Origin of the sequence: Pseudomonas sp. RIT-562 (assembly GCF_026241895.1) — a bacterium.
GTDB lineage: Bacteria > Pseudomonadota > Gammaproteobacteria > Pseudomonadales > Pseudomonadaceae > Aquipseudomonas > Aquipseudomonas mandelii_F.
In genome coordinates, this window is record NZ_JAPJIV010000001.1 from 328,148 (window position 1) to 343,630 (window position 15,483).

Annotated in this window: 15 protein-coding genes; 2 read left to right on the top strand and 13 right to left on the bottom strand. The window is 59.5% G+C overall.

The features are described 5' to 3' along the window. Positions 1–86 precede the first annotated feature (86 nt). The 8 genes from ORL50_RS01485 to ORL50_RS01520 form a co-directional block, all read right to left on the bottom strand. The gene (locus tag ORL50_RS01485; protein ID WP_266009435.1) at positions 87–983 is read right to left on the bottom strand and encodes an ABC transporter permease subunit; all 897 of its coding nucleotides are present in this window, start codon (positions 981–983) and stop codon (positions 87–89) included. Then, entirely contained in the window at positions 980–1,900 is a 921-nt protein-coding gene (locus ORL50_RS01490; protein WP_323055215.1) for an ABC transporter permease subunit, read from the bottom strand. The genes ORL50_RS01485 and ORL50_RS01490 overlap by 4 nt, the downstream gene beginning before the upstream one ends. After that, the gene (locus ORL50_RS01495; RefSeq protein ID WP_162438400.1) at positions 1,897–3,039 is read right to left on the bottom strand and encodes an ABC transporter ATP-binding protein; all 1,143 of its coding nucleotides are present in this window, start codon (positions 3,037–3,039) and stop codon (positions 1,897–1,899) included. Before ORL50_RS01495 ends, ORL50_RS01490 begins: the two co-directional genes overlap by 4 nt. 71 nt (positions 3,040–3,110) lie before the next feature. Then, entirely contained in the window at positions 3,111–4,208 is a 1,098-nt protein-coding gene (locus ORL50_RS01500; RefSeq protein WP_266009436.1) for a polyamine ABC transporter substrate-binding protein, read from the bottom strand. A gap of 242 nt (positions 4,209–4,450) precedes the next feature. Continuing rightward, entirely contained in the window at positions 4,451–5,548 is a 1,098-nt protein-coding gene (locus ORL50_RS01505; RefSeq protein WP_266009692.1) for a polyamine ABC transporter substrate-binding protein, read from the bottom strand. Positions 5,549–5,730: 182 nt separating this feature from the next. Next, on the bottom strand, positions 5,731–7,095 hold the full coding sequence (locus tag ORL50_RS01510; protein WP_266009437.1) for an aspartate aminotransferase family protein: 1,365 nt from the start codon (positions 7,093–7,095) through the stop codon (positions 5,731–5,733). Positions 7,096–7,153: 58 nt separating this feature from the next. Further along, positions 7,154–8,512, bottom strand: a complete 1,359-nt coding sequence (locus ORL50_RS01515; RefSeq protein WP_266009438.1) for a glutamine synthetase family protein — start codon at positions 8,510–8,512, stop codon at positions 7,154–7,156. 37 nt (positions 8,513–8,549) lie between these two features. Beyond that, on the bottom strand, positions 8,550–8,840 hold the full coding sequence (locus tag ORL50_RS01520; RefSeq protein WP_266009439.1) for a glutamine amidotransferase: 291 nt from the start codon (positions 8,838–8,840) through the stop codon (positions 8,550–8,552). A 278-nt stretch (positions 8,841–9,118) separates the two neighbouring features. Here ORL50_RS01520 and ORL50_RS01525 point away from each other — a divergent pair, with 278 nt between their 5' ends. After that, positions 9,119–10,495, top strand: a complete 1,377-nt coding sequence (locus tag ORL50_RS01525; RefSeq protein WP_266009440.1) for a glutamine synthetase family protein — start codon at positions 9,119–9,121, stop codon at positions 10,493–10,495. 194 nt (positions 10,496–10,689) lie between these two features. Next, on the top strand, positions 10,690–11,328 hold the full coding sequence (locus tag ORL50_RS01530; protein ID WP_266009441.1) for a TetR/AcrR family transcriptional regulator: 639 nt from the start codon (positions 10,690–10,692) through the stop codon (positions 11,326–11,328). Between the two features lie 124 nt (positions 11,329–11,452). Here the strand turns inward: ORL50_RS01530 and ORL50_RS01535 are convergent, their stop codons facing one another. The 5 genes from ORL50_RS01535 to ORL50_RS01555 are packed head-to-tail and all read right to left on the bottom strand — an operon-like array spanning position 11,453 to position 15,433. Then, a complete protein-coding gene (locus ORL50_RS01535) occupies positions 11,453–11,668 on the bottom strand; it encodes a TOBE domain-containing protein (RefSeq protein ID WP_003229256.1) in 216 nt (71 codons plus the stop codon). 31 nt (positions 11,669–11,699) lie between these two features. After that, positions 11,700–12,506 (bottom strand): aliphatic sulfonates ABC transporter ATP-binding protein, encoded by an 807-nt coding sequence (gene ssuB / locus ORL50_RS01540; protein WP_266009443.1) that lies wholly within the window; start codon positions 12,504–12,506, stop codon positions 11,700–11,702. Continuing rightward, positions 12,503–13,285 (bottom strand): aliphatic sulfonate ABC transporter permease SsuC, encoded by a 783-nt coding sequence (ssuC, locus tag ORL50_RS01545; RefSeq protein WP_266009445.1) that lies wholly within the window; start codon positions 13,283–13,285, stop codon positions 12,503–12,505. The genes ssuB and ssuC overlap by 4 nt, the downstream gene beginning before the upstream one ends. 8 nt (positions 13,286–13,293) lie before the next feature. After that, positions 13,294–14,442 carry an FMNH2-dependent alkanesulfonate monooxygenase gene (gene ssuD / locus ORL50_RS01550; RefSeq protein ID WP_266009447.1) on the bottom strand — a complete coding sequence of 383 codons (1,149 nt, stop codon included), beginning with the start codon at positions 14,440–14,442 and terminating at the stop codon, positions 13,294–13,296. Between the two features lie 25 nt (positions 14,443–14,467). Further along, entirely contained in the window at positions 14,468–15,433 is a 966-nt protein-coding gene (locus tag ORL50_RS01555) for a sulfonate ABC transporter substrate-binding protein (RefSeq protein ID WP_266009448.1), read from the bottom strand. Positions 15,434–15,483 lie beyond the last annotated feature (50 nt).

The window sequence follows — 15,483 nt, forward strand, 5'->3', positions numbered from 1 at the left end:
ATTCAACATCTTCGTTGAATGTCACGCCCTCATCGCGAGCAGGCTCGCTCCTACAGTTAAATCCTGTCGACCATTTATTTGATTGGTCAGCCTTGGACCGCTTCCGGCGCCTGCGCGCGACGCACGTCCGGTTGCTTCCACGAGTCCGCAGCGCTTTCCTCGATGGCCTGCTGAATCGCCTTCTTGCGCGACTCTTCCGCACGACGGCTGAAGAACCACACCAGGAAGGTCACCAGCGACACCGCCAGCAGGATCAGGCTGGCCACGGCGTTGATCTCCGGCTTCACGCCCAGACGCACGGCCGAGAACACCTCCATCGGCAAGGTCGTCGACCCCGGCCCGGAAACGAAGCTCGCCAACACCAGGTCATCCAGGGATAACGCGAAGGACATCATGCCCCCGGCTGCCAACGAAGGCGCGATCATCGGGATGGTGATCAGGAAGAACACCTTCCACGGCCGGGCGCCAAGGTCCATGGCGGCCTCTTCGATGGACAGGTCAAGCTCACGCAAGCGCGCCGACACCACCACCGCTACATAGGCCGCACAGAACGTCGTGTGCGCGATCCAGATAGTGACGATGCCACGCTCCTGGGGCCAACCGATCATCTGCGCCATCGCCACGAACAGCAGCAACAGCGACAGACCGGTGATCACTTCAGGCATTACCAGCGGCGCGGTGACCAGGCCACCGAACAGCGTGCGACCCTTGAAGTGGGTGATTCGCGTCAGGACGAAGGCGGCCAATGTGCCCAGTGCTACCGCTGCGATCGCCGTGTAGCAGGCGATCTCCAGCGAGCGCACCACCGAGCCCATCAGCTGGGTGTTGTCCATCAGGCCGACGTACCACTTGATCGACCAGCCGCCCCACACCGTCACCAGTTTGGAGGCGTTGAACGAATAGATCACCAGGATCAGCATCGGCGCGTAGATGAACAGCAGCCCCACTACCAGCATGAAACTCGAGAAACGGAAGCGCTTCATTCCTTGCCCTCCATCTCTTTGGCCTGGCTACGGTTGAACAGGATGATCGGCACGATGAGGATCGCCAGCATCACCACCGCCAGGGCAGACGCCACCGGCCAGTCACGGTTGTTGAAGAATTCCTGCCACAGCACTTTACCGATCATCAGGGTTTCCGGACCACCGAGCAGTTCCGGGATCACGAACTCACCCACCACCGGAATGAACACCAGCATGCAGCCAGCGACGATGCCGTTCTTGGACAGTGGAATTGTGATTTTCCAGAAGCTGTTGAAGGTACTTGAGCCCAGGTCGGATGCGGCTTCCAGCAGGCTGTTGTCGTGTTTCACCAGGTTGGCGTACAGCGGCAGGATCATGAAGGGCAGGTAGGAATAAACCACGCCGATGTAGACCGCCAGGTTGGTGTTGAGGATCTGCAGCGGTTCGTTGATCCAGCCCATGCTCAACAGGAAACCGTTGAGCAGGCCGTTGTTGCTGAGGATGCCCATCCACGCATACACGCGGATCAGGATCGCAGTCCAGGTCGGCATCATGATCAGCAGCACCAGCACCGTCTGCATTTCCTTGCGGGCGCTGGCGATGGCGTAGGCCATCGGGTAACCGATCAGCAGGCAGAGGACGGTGCTGATCAGCGCCATCTTCAACGAGCCGAGGTAGGCGGCAATGTACAGCTCGTCGTCGCCCAGCATCGCGTAGTTGCCGAGGTTTAGTAGCACCTGCAGCTTCTGATCAACGAAATTGTAGATCTCGGTGTACGGCGGAATGGCCACGTCGGCTTCGGCGAAGCTGATCTTCAGGACGATGAAGAACGGCAGCATGAAGAACAGGAACAGCCAGATGAACGGAACCCCGATGACCAACTGGCGGCCACCGGGAATTATTCGATTGAGGCGGCGTTTGAATTTGCGCATGTTCATGAGCGAAGTACCACGCCGCTATCGTCTTCCCAATACACGTACACCTGGTCGCCCCAGGTCGGACGCTGGCCGCGGCGTTCGGCGTTGGCCACGAATGACTGCACCAGCTTGCCGCTTGGCAGCTCGACGTAGAACACCGAGTGGCCGCCGAGGTAGGCGATATCGTGCACCTTGCCGCTGGACCAGTTGTATTCGCAGGTCGGCATGTCGGCGGTGACCAGCAGTTTCTCAGGGCGGATCGCGTAAGTGACCGACTTGTCCTGCACCGAGGTGCTGATGCCGTGGCCCACGTAGATTTTCCGGTCGAGGTCCTTGCAGGTGATAATCGCGTGACCTTCCGCGTCGTCGATGACTTCGCCTTCGAAGATGTTGACGTTGCCGATGAATTCGCAGACCAGGCGGCTGGTCGGGGTTTCATAGATGTCGATCGGGCTGCCGATCTGGGCGATCCAGCCCAGGTGCATGATCGCGATGCGCTCGGCCATGGTCATGGCCTCTTCCTGATCGTGGGTCACCATGACGCAGGTCACGCCGACTCGCTCGATGATCTCCACCAGCTCCAGCTGCATTTGCGAACGCAGCTTCTTGTCCAGCGCGCCCATTGGCTCGTCGAGCAGCAACAGCTTCGGCCGCTTGGCCAGGGAGCGCGCGAGCGCCACACGCTGACGCTGACCGCCGGACAATTGGTGCGGCTTGCGCTTGGCGTACTGACTCATCTGCACCAGCTTGAGCATCTCAGCCACGCGGGCGTCGACTTCAGCGGCCGGAATCTTGTCCTGCTTGAGGCCGAAGGCAATGTTCTGCGCCACGGTCATGTGCGGGAACAAGGCATAGGACTGGAACATCATGTTGATCGGCCGCTCGTACGGCGGCATATCGGTGATGTCCACGCCATCGAGGAAAATGCGCCCCTCCGTGGGCCGTTCGAAACCTGCGAGCATGCGCAGCAGGGTGGACTTGCCCGATCCCGAACCGCCGAGCAGGGCGAAAATTTCGCCTTTCTTGATTTCCAGGGACACATCGTCCACGGCAATCGTCTCGTCGAACTTCTTCGTGACCCGGTCGATTTTGACCAGCACCTGTTTAGGTGTCTGGTCGCCCTCGAGGGCTTTCTTGTAGGCGCCGGAGGCAACTGCCATTTACGAAACTCCCAGAAAAAAGAGTGCAGTTCGCTCAAGGTGAGCCAACCTGGATAGTTTGAGCCTTGAAGCTATTTACCCGACTTGACCTTGGTCCAGCTGCGGGTCATCAAACGTTGAATATTGGGTGGCAGCTCGATGGACACGTAGGTCTTGTCGAGCACTGCCTGCGGCGGATAAACCGCTTCGTCGGTACGAATGGACTGCTCCATCAGTTTGTCCGACCCAGGGTTCGGGTTGGCATAGCCGACGTAATCACTGACCTGGGCGATTACCTCAGGTTTCAGCAAATAGTTGATGAAGGCGTGGGCCTCTTTGACGTTGCTCGAATCTTTTGGAATCGCCAGCATGTCAAACCACAACGCGCCGCCTTCCTTGGGAATCGAATAGGCGATGTTCACGCCCTTCTTCGCTTCTTCGGCACGGTTCTTCGCCTGGAACATGTCGCCGGAGAAACCGATAGCCACGCAGATGTCGCCGTTGGCCAGGTCCGAGATGTACTTCGAAGAATGGAAGTAAGTGACGTATGGGCGTACCGCCAGCAACTTGGCTTCGGCCTTCTTGTAGTCTTGCGGGTTGGTACTGTTGGCGTTCAAGCCCATGTAGTTGAGGACTGTCGGCATCATTTCATCGGCGGAATCGAGGAAGGCTACGCCGCAGCTATGGAGCTTCTTGATGTTCTCAGGCTCGAACAGCACGGCCCAGGAATCGATCTTGTCGACGCCCAGCACAGCCTTGACCTTTTCGACGTTGTAACCGATGCCGTTAGTCCCCCACAGATACGGCACCGCATACAGGTTGCCCGGATCGTTCTGTTCCAGGCGCTTGAGCAGCACCGGGTCGAGGTTGGAATAGTTCGGCAACTTCGACTTGTCGAGCTTCTGGAATGCGCCGGCCTTGATCTGCTTGCCAAGGAAGTGGTTGGACGGCACGACAACGTCGTAACCGGTGCGCCCGGCCAGCAACTTGCCTTCCAGTGTTTCGTTGGAGTCGAAGACGTCATACACCGGCTTGATGCCGGTCTCTTTCTGGAAATCTTCCAGGGTGGTCTGACCGATGTAGTCCGACCAGTTATAAATATGCACCGTACCGGCGGCCTGGACACTGGCAGCAACTGTCAGTCCGGCAGCAACCAGCAGGGCATTGCGCAACAAAGAAGAAATAGGCAAGTGGAGGTCCTCTGAAATTAGTTGGGCCCAAGTTGCCCAGCGCTGCATGACAGCCTCGACTGCCCGACAACAAACCGGCGCGCAACTTACCCTCGAAAAACCGTTCCAGCAAAACTTTTATGAATACATCACTGTAGGAGCGAGCCTGCTCGCGATGGTCGTCAACGATAACGAGGGGTGCCTGACACCCCTCGGTGTTGCAACTTTTTTAGCGAGCAGGCTCGCTCCTACAGGGCTATCTCTTATTTACCCGATTTGATCTTGGTCCAGCTGCGGGTCAGGATTCGCTGGGTAGCGGCCGGCAAGTCGGCAATCGCATACAGCTTGGCCAGTACGTCGGCTGGTGGATAAACGCCCGGATCGCTGGTGATGTCTTTATCAACCAACGGAGTTGCCGCTGCGTTACCGTTCGGGAAGCGTACGGCGTTGGTGATCTCGGCCATGATTTCCGGCTTCATCAGGAAGGTCATGAACTTGTAGGCGCCCTCAACGTTTTCGGCATCTTTAGGGATGGCGACCATGTCGTAGAAGCTGCCAGCACCTTCTTTCGGAATGTTGTAGCTGACTTTCACCTTGTCACCGGCTTCAGCCGCGCGGGACTTGGCCTGGTAGATGTCGCCCGAGTAACCGATAGCCACACAGATGTTGCCGTTGGCCAGGTCGGAGATGTACTTGGACGAGTGGAAGTAGCCGATCGAAGGACGGACTTTCAGGAACAGTGCTTCGGCTTCAGCCAGTTGTTTCTTGTCCTGGCTGTCGGTTGGATAGCCCAGGTAGTGCAGCGCCACCGGAATCATCTCGGTTGGCGAGTCGAGGACGCTGATGCCGCAGGATTTCAGCTTGGCAGCATTTTCCGGCTTGAAGATCAGGTCCCAGGAATTGGTTGGTGCATCGGCACCCAGTGCAGCCTTGACCTTCTCGGCGTTGAAGCCGATACCGATCGAACCCCACATGTACGGGAACGCATGTTCGTTACCCGGATCGCTGACCGATACCGCTTTGAGCAAGTCAGGATTGAGGTTTTTCCACAATGGCAGTTTGGACTTGTCGAGCTTCTGGTAGACACCCGCCTTGATCTGCTTGGCCAGGAAGTTGTTCGACGGTACGACGATGTCGTAGCCGGACTTGCCTGCCAGCAACTTGGCTTCCAGGGTTTCGTTGCTGTCGAATACGTCGTAGACCACCTTGATGCCCGACTCGGCTTCGAACTTCTTCACGGTGTCCGGGGCGATGTAGTCAGACCAGTTGTATACGTGCAGAACCTTGTCGTCCGCCTGAACTGCGCCTGCCATCATGCCCATCAGGGACATGGCCAGGAGGGTCTTGCCAGCTATCTTCATACCTAATGCCTTCATGGGTAATGCTCCAATTTTTCTTTTTAACCACGTGCTCAGCGGCCTTTGCCGGGCATCTGAAACAACCGGTAGTCTGGCAAGATCCGAGGCAGGCTTTCAAGGAAAGACCCATCCTTTATTTGCCCTGAGCGAAATGCAAACCTTGCACCCCGCTCAGAGCCTAGCACCTAGGCCTGCAGCGCACTCAGTGTCAGGTCCAGGCACTTGCGAGCCTTGGTCACCAGCTCATCGATTTCCGCCTTGGTGATCACCAGTGGCGGAGCGATGATCATGGTGTCGCCGACTGCGCGCATGATCAGGCCATTGTCGAAGCAGAAGGTGCGGCAAATCATGCCAACGCCTTTGCCTTCGTAACGTTTGCGAGTGGCCTTGTCCTGGACCAGTTCGATCGCCCCCAGCAGCCCTACCCCACGTACTTCGCCCACCAGTGGGTGATCGTTCAGTTCCCGCAGGCGACTTTGCAAATACGGTGCCGTTTCTGCGTGGACGTGCTCGATGATTTTTTCATCACGCATGATGCGGATGTTTTCCAGCGCCACCGCAGCCGCCACCGGGTGACCGGAGTAGGTGAAGCCGTGGTTGAAGTCGCCGCCTTCATTGAGGACCGCCACCACTTCGTCGCGCACGATCAGGCCACCCATTGGGATGTAGCCGGAGGTCAGGCCCTTGGCGATGGTCATCATGTCGGGCTTGAGGTCGTAGAAATCGGAGCCGAACCACTCGCCGGTGCGGCCGAAACCACAGATCACTTCGTCCGCCACGAACAGGATGTCGTACTTGGCGAGGATTTCCTTGATGCGCGGCCAGTAGGTCTCTGGCGGAATGATCACGCCGCCGGCGCCCTGGATCGGCTCGGCAATAAAGGCACCGACGTTATCCACGCCGACTTCCAGAATTTTTTCTTCCAGCTGGTTGGCAGCCCACACGCCAAACTCTTCCGGCGTCATGTCGCCGCCTTCGGCGAACCAGTACGGCTGGGCGATGTGGACGATGCCCGGAATCGGCAAGTCGCCCTGTTCGTGCATGTAAGTCATGCCACCCAGGCTCGCGCCGGCCACGGTGGAACCGTGATAGCCGTTCTTGCGGCTGATGATGACTTTCTTGTTCGGCTGGCCCTTGATCGCCCAGTAGTGGCGGACCATACGCAGCATGGTGTCGTTGCCTTCGGAACCGGAACCGGTGAAGAACACGTGGTTCATGCCTTCTGGCGCGATGTCGGCAATGGCCTTGGCCAGCTCCAGTACCGGCGGGTGAGCGGTCTGGAAGAACAGGTTGTAGTACGGCAGTTCGCGCATCTGCTTGCTGGCGGCGTCGGCCAGTTCGTCGCGACCGTAACCGATCGCCACACACCACAGGCCGGCCATGCCGTCGAGGATCTTGTTACCTTCGCTGTCCCAAAGGTAAACACCCTTGGCGCTGGTGATGATGCGCGGGCCTTTTTCCTTCAGCTGCTTGAAGTCACTGAACGGTGCCAGGTGGTGGTCGTTGCTCAGTGCTTGCCACTCACGGGTTTGCGGATTGTTGCTGGTCATGCGAATTCTCCTAAGTTTGCAGTGAGGGCGCGGTTATTTCCTACCGCGCCGCAGCGCATCAGACGGCGAAGAGCAGGAATTCCCGCTCCCACGAACTGATCACGCGCTTGAAGTTTTCATGCTCGGCCCGCTTGACCGCGACGTAGCCAGTGATGAATTTCTTGCCCAGGTATTTCTCGATGGTTGCGCTGTTTTCCATGCGTTCCAGCGCGTCCTCGATGGTCAGCGGCAGGCGCAGGTTGCGGCGTTCATAGCCACGGCCCACCACCGGCGCACTTGGGTTCAAGCCTTCGACCATGCCGATGTAGCCGCAGAGCAGGCTCGCGGCAATCGCCAGGTAAGGGTTGGCGTCGGCACCCGGCAGGCGGTTTTCCACCCGACGATTCTGCGGGCCGGCGTCCGGTACCCGCAGGCCAACGGTGCGGTTTTCTTCGCCCCACTCCACGTTCACCGGCGCCGAGGTGTCCGGCAGGAAGCGGCGGAACGAGTTGACGTTGGGTGCGAACAGCGGCAGCAATTCCGGGATGAGTTTCTGCAGGCCACCGATGTGGTGCAGGAACAGCTGGCTCATGGTCCCGTCTTCATTGGAGAAGACGTTCTTGCCGGTCTCGATGTCGATAATGCTCTGGTGCAAGTGCATCGCACTGCCCGGCTCGCCGGTCATGGGCTTGGCCATGAAGGTGGCGGCCACGTCGTGCTTGAGTGCGGCTTCACGCATGGTGCGCTTGAAGATCAGGATCTGGTCGGCCAGGGACAGGGCATCGCCGTGACGGAAGTTGATTTCCATCTGCGCCGTGCCGTCTTCGTGGATCAGCGTGTCGAGGTCCAGGTCCTGCAACTCGCACCAGTCGTAGACGTCTTCGAACAGCGGGTCGAATTCGTTGGCCGCTTCAATGGAGAACGACTGGCGGCCAGTTTCCGGGCGCCCGGAACGGCCAATCGGCGGTTGCAACGGGTAGTCCGGATCGTCACTGCGCTTGGTCAGGTAAAACTCCATTTCTGGCGCCACGATCGGCTGCCAGCCCTTGTCGGCATAGAGTTTCAACACTTTCTTGAGCACGTTGCGCGGCGACAACTCGATCGGGTTGCCTTGCTTGTCGTAGGTGTCGTGAATCACCTGGGCGGTCGGCTCGATGGACCACGGCACTACATACACCGCGTTCTGGTCGGGGCGGCAGATCATGTCGATGTCGGCCGGGTCGAGCAGTTCGTAATAGATGTCGTCTTCGACATAGTCGCCAGTAACGGTCTGTAACAGAACGCTTTCGGGCAGGCGCATGCCTTTTTCTGCGATGAACTTGTTGGTCGGCGAAATCTTGCCCCGGGTGATACCGGTCAGATCGGCGATCATGCATTCGACTTCTGTGATCTTGTGGTCTTTCAACCAATCGGTGAGCTGGTCGAGGTTGTTACTCATAAATGCCTCTTAGGCTGAGTTTCCTGACTCTGATAAGTCAGGCGTTGTTTGACGCATGGGCGTCGTGTGGTACAGATAGCCCCTGCAATTGCCGGGCACATGAATGCTCGCCGCGAAAGCAGCGTGGAGCAACAGGTGTGTAGGTGATGCGCGCAGAATTACCAGAGGCACCCGGCACAAAGTGCGGGCCGCCAGCTTCAAACGGTTCTATATTGGATGCAGAGACAGTAAAGAGACTGCCATCCAGCCCGTCCAGAATATCGGACGCTGCCAGCTGATCGGTCTGCCTTGAGCAGCCGGTGACGCCGATTAACGGCAGGCGAGACATGAAACACCCCGGTATTATTGCTGTTATGGGTTTGATTCGAGCTTAGCCTTGTTCATTTTTTTACACAACACCCCCGTAAAAAATACAACACGGCCCGCTCAAGCCTGCGGCTGGCAATACTCCCCAGGGCCAAAAAACGCCCCAAAGTGCCTCAAAAATGCCTCATGGGCGCTTTTTTAGGGCAAAAAAGGCCTCGCTTGACTTCGGCATGCCGTTCGGGTTGACTGAAACCCGAAGAGATCAATGATTGATATTTTTAACAACAAAGGTGTTGCATCATGTCGGTACCCCCGCGTGCCGTTCAGCTTAACGAAGCGAACGCGTTCCTTAAGGAACATCCTGAGGTTCTGTACGTTGACCTTCTGATTGCGGATATGAATGGTGTGGTGCGCGGCAAGCGCATCGAACGCACCAGCCTCCACAAGGTTTACGAGAAAGGCATCAACCTGCCGGCCTCCCTGTTTGCCCTGGATATCAACGGCTCTACGGTGGAAAGCACCGGCCTGGGCCTGGACATCGGCGATGCTGACCGAATCTGTTATCCAATTCCCGATACCCTGTGCAACGAGCCTTGGCAGAAGCGCCCTACCGCGCAACTGTTGATGACCATGCACGAACTCGAAGGCGAACCCTTCTTCGCGGATCCTCGTGAAGTGCTGCGCCAGGTCGTAGCGAAGTTCGACGAAATGGGTCTGACGATCTGTGCCGCTTTCGAACTCGAGTTTTACCTGATCGACCAGGAGAACGTGAACGGTCGCCCACAACCTCCGCGCTCGCCGATCTCCGGCAAACGCCCGCACTCGACTCAGGTCTACCTGATCGACGACCTCGACGAATACGTCGACTGCCTCCAGGACATTCTGGAAGGTGCGAAGGAGCAAGGCATTCCTGCCGACGCGATCGTCAAGGAAAGTGCCCCGGCGCAGTTCGAAGTGAACTTGCACCACGTCGCCGACGCCATCAAGGCGTGTGACTACGCGGTACTGCTCAAGCGCCTGATCAAGAACATCGCCTACGACCATGAGATGGATACCACCTTCATGGCCAAGCCTTACCCGGGCCAGGCAGGTAATGGACTGCACGTCCACATCTCGATCCTTGATAAAGATGGCAAGAATATTTTTGCCAGTGAGGATCCCGAGCAGAACGCCGCACTGCGTCACGCGATCGGCGGTGTGCTCGAGACCCTACCGGCGCAGATGGCTTTCCTCTGCCCGAACGTCAACTCCTACCGCCGCTTCGGCGCACAGTTCTACGTGCCGAATGCACCGTGCTGGGGCCTGGATAACCGGACTGTAGCGGTGCGCGTACCGACCGGTTCAGCCGATGCCGTGCGTCTGGAACACCGCGTTGCCGGCGCCGATGCCAACCCGTACCTGCTGATGGCTTCGGTCCTGGCAGGCGTGCACCACGGCCTGACCAACAAGATCGAACCGGGCGCGCCCGTAGAAGGCAACTCCTACGAGCAGAACGAGCAAAGCCTGCCGAACAACCTGCGCGATGCACTGCGCGAGCTGGACGACAGCGAAGTGATGGCCAAGTACATCGATCCGAAATACATCGACATTTTTGTCGCATGTAAAGAGAGCGAGCTGGAGGAGTTTGAGCACTCCATCTCCGATCTTGAGTACAACTGGTACCTGCATACCGTTTAAGCGGTTGCAGTAAAAAAAACGCCGTCGGCTGGTAAAGCTGACGGCGTTTTTTTATGGCCGCTTTCGGCGGATCGCGAGCAGGCTCACTCCTACCACGCATTACCACTGTAGGAGTGAGCCTGCTCGCGATGGCGTCCTGGCAGACAACACACATACCTGCTCGTACAATGCCCCCTGCCCCGCAGGAGTCTCCAATGACGCGCACCGCCCCCGTTCGTAAACCCCGCGCCCGCAGCCAGGCGCGGATCGATTCGATACTCGACGCCGCCCGTACGCTGCTGGCAGCCGAAGGCGTGGGCAGCCTGTCGATCTACAGCGTCGCCGAGCGTGCAGAGATCCCGCCCTCTTCGGTCTACCACTTTTTCGCCAGTGTGCCTTCCCTGCTTGAAGCCCTGACGGCCGACGTCCACAGCGCCTTCCGCGCCTGCCTGCAGGCTCCCATCGACCATGCGGCCCTCAAGGATTGGCGCGACCTGTCACGCCTTGTGGAACAGCGCATGCTGGCGATCTACAGCGAAGACGCCGCCGCTCGGCAATTGATTCTCGCCCAGCACGGGCTGACCGAAGTGACCCAGGCCGACCGTCAGCACGACATCGAGCTTGGCGCCCTGATGCACAAGCTGTTCGACCGGCATTTCGAACTGCCGAAGCTGCCGGACGATGTCGACGTGTTTGCCCTGGCCATGGAATTGGGGGATCGAGTGTATGCGCGCTCGGTGCAACAGCACGGGCAGATCACGCCGCGTATGGCCGAGGAAGGGATGCGGGTTTTTGATGCTTATCTGGGGCTGTATCTGCCGCCATATCTGCACAAACGCAGCACTTCAGCCTAAGTGGTGGCTGGATTCACTGGCCTCTTCGCGAGCAAGCCCGCTCCTACAGGTGGAATGCGTTCCCCTGTGGGAGCGGGCTTGCTCGCGAAGGCCGCACCGCCGAACCTACTGAAAATTCATGCCCTTAAAGCTTGGCAATCGACACCTCGGTGGATTTCACAAAGGCGATCACTTCACTGCCAACCACCAGCTCAAGCTCTTTGACCGAGCGAGTAGTGATCACTGAAGTAACGATGCCCGAAGCGGTCTGCACGTCGATTTCCGACAGCACGTCACCCAGCACGATTTCCTTGATCGAGCCTTTGAACTGGTTACGAACGTTGATGGCCTTGATAGTCATGATGTTGTTTCCTGTCGTTGGATAAGGTGAGTTATTGCGCCCAACGCAATTGCGTAGGCAGTGGTGAAACAGGTTCTGGTTCCGGCGGCTCGCCGGGCAGGGACAGCACGCGGTTGAGCACTTCGGTTTCCAGCGCCGCCAGCCGGTGAGAACCGCGAACCCGAGGGCGCGGCAGTTCCACGTGGAGGTCGAGGCCGACTTCGCCCTCTTCGATCAGGATCACCCGATCAGCAATCGCTACCGCTTCACTGACGTCGTGGGTGACTAACAGCACCGTGAAACCGTGCTTCTGCCACAGTCGCTCGATCAGTTGCTGCATCTCGATGCGAGTCAGGGCATCCAGCGCCCCCAGGGGCTCGTCCAGCAACAGCAAGCGCGGTTGATGGATCAGCGCGCGGGCCAGGGCCACGCGCTGCTTCTGCCCACCGGACAGGGCCGCAGGCCACTCATTGGCGCGGTCCGCCAGGCCAACCGACTCCAAGGCTTCCAGCGCTTGCGGGCGCCAGTTGCCGGACAGGCCGAGGCCGACGTTATCGATGACTTTCTTCCATGGCAGCAGACGCGCTTCCTGGAACATCAAGCGGGTGTCGTCCAGCGCCGCGCTCAGGGGTGCCGAGCCTGCCAGCAGTTCGCCGCCAGTAGGTTGGTCGAGGCCGGCGAGCAAGCGCAGCAAAGTACTTTTGCCACATCCGCTGCGCCCGACCACGGCAACGAACTGTCCGGCCGGAATGTGCAGGTCGATCTCGCGCAATACCTGGCGCGAGCCAAAGGTCTTCTGCAGCTTGCGCACTGCCAGCGGAATCCCGCGCAGCAGGCGTGGAGGTTGTTGAGCCGTCATGCGGCACCTCCCTTGGCAACTTGATAAGCCGGATGCCAGCGCAGCCACACTCGTTCCAGGCCGCGGGCAGCGAGGTCGGCGAGTTTTCCCAGCACGGCATACAGCAGGATCGCCAGCACCACCACGTCGGTCTGCAGAAACTCGCGGGCGTTCATTGCCAAGTAGCCAATACCGGAGCTGGCAGAAATGGTTTCCGCAACGATCAACGTCAGCCACATGAAACCCAGCGCGAAACGCACGCCCACCAGGATCGAAGGCAATGCACCCGGCAGTATCACCTGGCGGAACAGGCTAAAACCGGACAAGCCGTAGCTGCGCGCCATCTCCACCAGCGCCGGGTCGACGTTGCGGATGCCGTGATAGGTGTTGAGGTAAATCGGGAACAGCGTGCCCAGGGCTACCAGGAAAATCTTCGCCGACTCGTCGATGCCGAACCACAGGATTACCAATGGGATCAGCGCCAGGTGCGGCACGTTACGAACCATCTGCACCGAACTGTCGAGCAGACGTTCGCCCCATTTCGACAGACCGGTGATGAACCCGAGCACCAGGCCGATGCTGCCGCCGATGGTAAAGCCCAACGCAGCGCGCCAGCCGCTGATTGCCAGGTGCGTCCAGATCTCGCCGCTGCGAACGAGGCTCACGCCGGCTTCGATGACTGCGATCGGCGCCGGCAGAATCCGTGTCGACAACCAGCCCGCCGACACCGACAACTGCCACACCGCCAGCAACAGTACCGGCAAAGCCCAGGGCGCGAGGTTGTGGATAATTTTCTTCATGGCGCGCCTCAGCTCTGGGACGCGGCTTTGGGAAGGATATCGTTGGCGACCATTTCGCCGAACGGGCTGACGTAGTTGGCACCCTGGGGCAGCTGCGGACGCTCGATGTCCAGGTGCGGGAACAGCAGTTCTGCTACCCGATACGACTCTTCCAGGTGTGGATAACCGGAGAAGATAAAAGTATCGATGCCCAGGTCCGCATACTCCTTCACGCGGGCAGCCACGGTCGGACCATCACCCACCAGCGCCGTGCCGGCACCACCGCGCACCAGGCCGACGCCGGCCCAGAGGTTGGGGCTGACTTCCAGATTATCGCGACTGCCACCGTGCAGCGCGGCCATGCGTTGCTGGCCCACCGAATCGAAGCGCGACAGCGAAGCCTGGGCGCGGGCGATGGTTTCATCATCCACGTGGGAGATCAGCCGGTCGGCGGCCTGCCAGGCTTCAGCGTTGGTTTCACGAACGATCACGTGCAGGCGAATGCCGAAGCGCACCGTGCGCCCCAACTTGGCTGCCTTGGCCCGCACCTGCGCGATCTTCTCTGCAACCGCCGCCGGCGGCTCACCCCAGGTCAGGACCATCTCGACCTGCTCGGCGGCAAGGTCCTGCGCCGCTTCCGACGAGCCACCGAAGTACAGCGGCGGACGCGGTTGCTGGATCGGTGGGTAGAGCAGCTTGGCGCCCTTCACACTGATGTGCTGGCCGTCGTAGTCGACGGTTTCACCTTCCAGCACCCGACGCCAGATTCGGGTGAATTCCACCGAGGCCTGATAGCGTTCTTCGTGGGTCAGGAACAGACCATCGCCGGCCAATTCTTCCGGATCCCCGCCGGTGACCAGATTGAACAGCGCACGCCCGCCGGACAACCGATCCAGCGTTGCAGCCTGGCGCGCAGCGACCGTCGGGGAAATGATCCCGGGGCGCAGGGCGACGAGGAATTTCAGGCGCTGGGTTACCGGGATCAGCGACGCGGCCACCAGCCACGAATCTTCGCAGGAGCGCCCGGTAGGAATCAGCACCCCACCGAAGCCCAGGCGATCGGCGGCTTGCGCGATCTGTTGCAGGTAACCGTGGTCAACGGCGCGAGCGCCTTCGGCGGTGCCAAGGTAATGGCCGTCGCCGTGGGTAGGCAGGAACCAGAAAATATTGAGGCTCATGGAGTGGTCTCCTTAGGGAATCGAATTACTGTGCTTTGGCCACGGCCGCCGGTGGCGTCCAGATCACGTCCTTGATGCTCAATGGCTTCGGAATCAGCTTGAGCTGATAGAAGCTGTCGGCGATTTTCTGCTGGGCGGCCACCACTTCCGGGGTCAGGAACAGCGCGCCGTAGCCTTGGCGTTTTACCGAAGTCAGGGTGATGTCAGCCGGCAGGCCGAGCAGTGGCGAGACCTGCTTGGTCACGTCTTCAGGATTGGCCTTGGACCATTCGCCGACTGCCCGCACTTCTTCGACCAGGGTCTTGATCACCTCGGGATTCTTTTGTGCGTAGGGCTTGGTCGCCAGGTAGAACTGATGGTTGTCGACGATGCCTTTGCCATCACGCAGCGTGCGGGCCCCCAGTTGCTGTTCGGCGGCGGCCTGGTACGGGTCCCAGATGACCCAGGCGTCGACACTGCCGCGCTCAAATGCGGCGCGGGCATCGGCGGGCGGCAGGAACACGGTCTGGATATCGCTGTACTTCAGGCCAGCGTCCTCCAGCGCGCGCACCAGCAGGTAGTGCACGTTGGAGCCTTTGTTCAGGGCGATTTTCTTGCCCTTGAGCTCCTGCACCGACTTGATCGGCGAGTCCTTCGGCAGCAGGATCGCCTCGCTGTGCGGCGCTGGTGGCTCATAGGCCACGTAGAGTAGATCGGCACCGGCCGCCTGGGCGAACACCGGCGGAGTTTCGCCGGTGACGCCGAAGTCGATGGAGCCGACGTTCAGGCCTTCAAGCAGCTGCGGGCCGCCGGGAAACTCAGTCCATTGCACGTCCACGCCTTGGGCGGCGAGGCGTTTTTCCAAAGTGCCCTTGGCCTTGAGCAGCACCAGGGTGCCGTACTTCTGATAACCGATTCGAAGGGTCTCGGCCTGAGCTTGAGTAATGGCGCCGAAGGTGACAGCCGCAGCAAACAGAGCGACCAGACCACGACGCAAAATGACAGTGCGCATAGCGCTCTCCTTTTTGCAGTTGGGTTTTGGCTGCACCTGCTTGGCCGTTG

What these genes read in the sequence shown, in the direction of transcription:
- ORL50_RS01485 (WP_266009435.1), bottom strand. Translation starts at nt 983, where the DNA reads ATGAAGCGCTTCCGTTTCTCGAGTTTCATGCTGGTAGTGGGGCTGCTG.
- ORL50_RS01490 (WP_323055215.1), bottom strand. Translation starts at nt 1,900, where the DNA reads ATGAACATGCGCAAATTCAAACGCCGCCTCAATCGAATAATTCCCGGT.
- ORL50_RS01495 (WP_162438400.1), bottom strand. Translation starts at nt 3,039, where the DNA reads ATGGCAGTTGCCTCCGGCGCCTACAAGAAAGCCCTCGAGGGCGACCAG.
- ORL50_RS01505 (WP_266009692.1), bottom strand. Translation starts at nt 5,548, where the DNA reads ATGAAGATAGCTGGCAAGACCCTCCTGGCCATGTCCCTGATGGGCATG.
- ORL50_RS01510 (WP_266009437.1), bottom strand. Translation starts at nt 7,095, where the DNA reads ATGACCAGCAACAATCCGCAAACCCGTGAGTGGCAAGCACTGAGCAAC.
- ORL50_RS01515 (WP_266009438.1), bottom strand. Translation starts at nt 8,512, where the DNA reads ATGAGTAACAACCTCGACCAGCTCACCGATTGGTTGAAAGACCACAAG.
- ORL50_RS01520 (WP_266009439.1), bottom strand. Translation starts at nt 8,840, where the DNA reads ATGTCTCGCCTGCCGTTAATCGGCGTCACCGGCTGCTCAAGGCAGACC.
- ORL50_RS01525 (WP_266009440.1), top strand. Translation starts at nt 9,119, where the DNA reads ATGTCGGTACCCCCGCGTGCCGTTCAGCTTAACGAAGCGAACGCGTTC.
- ORL50_RS01530 (WP_266009441.1), top strand. Translation starts at nt 10,690, where the DNA reads ATGACGCGCACCGCCCCCGTTCGTAAACCCCGCGCCCGCAGCCAGGCG.
- ORL50_RS01535 (WP_003229256.1), bottom strand. Translation starts at nt 11,668, where the DNA reads ATGACTATCAAGGCCATCAACGTTCGTAACCAGTTCAAAGGCTCGATC.
- ssuB (WP_266009443.1), bottom strand. Translation starts at nt 12,506, where the DNA reads ATGACGGCTCAACAACCTCCACGCCTGCTGCGCGGGATTCCGCTGGCA.
- ssuC (WP_266009445.1), bottom strand. Translation starts at nt 13,285, where the DNA reads ATGAAGAAAATTATCCACAACCTCGCGCCCTGGGCTTTGCCGGTACTG.
- ssuD (WP_266009447.1), bottom strand. Translation starts at nt 14,442, where the DNA reads ATGAGCCTCAATATTTTCTGGTTCCTGCCTACCCACGGCGACGGCCAT.
- ORL50_RS01555 (WP_266009448.1), bottom strand. Translation starts at nt 15,433, where the DNA reads ATGCGCACTGTCATTTTGCGTCGTGGTCTGGTCGCTCTGTTTGCTGCG.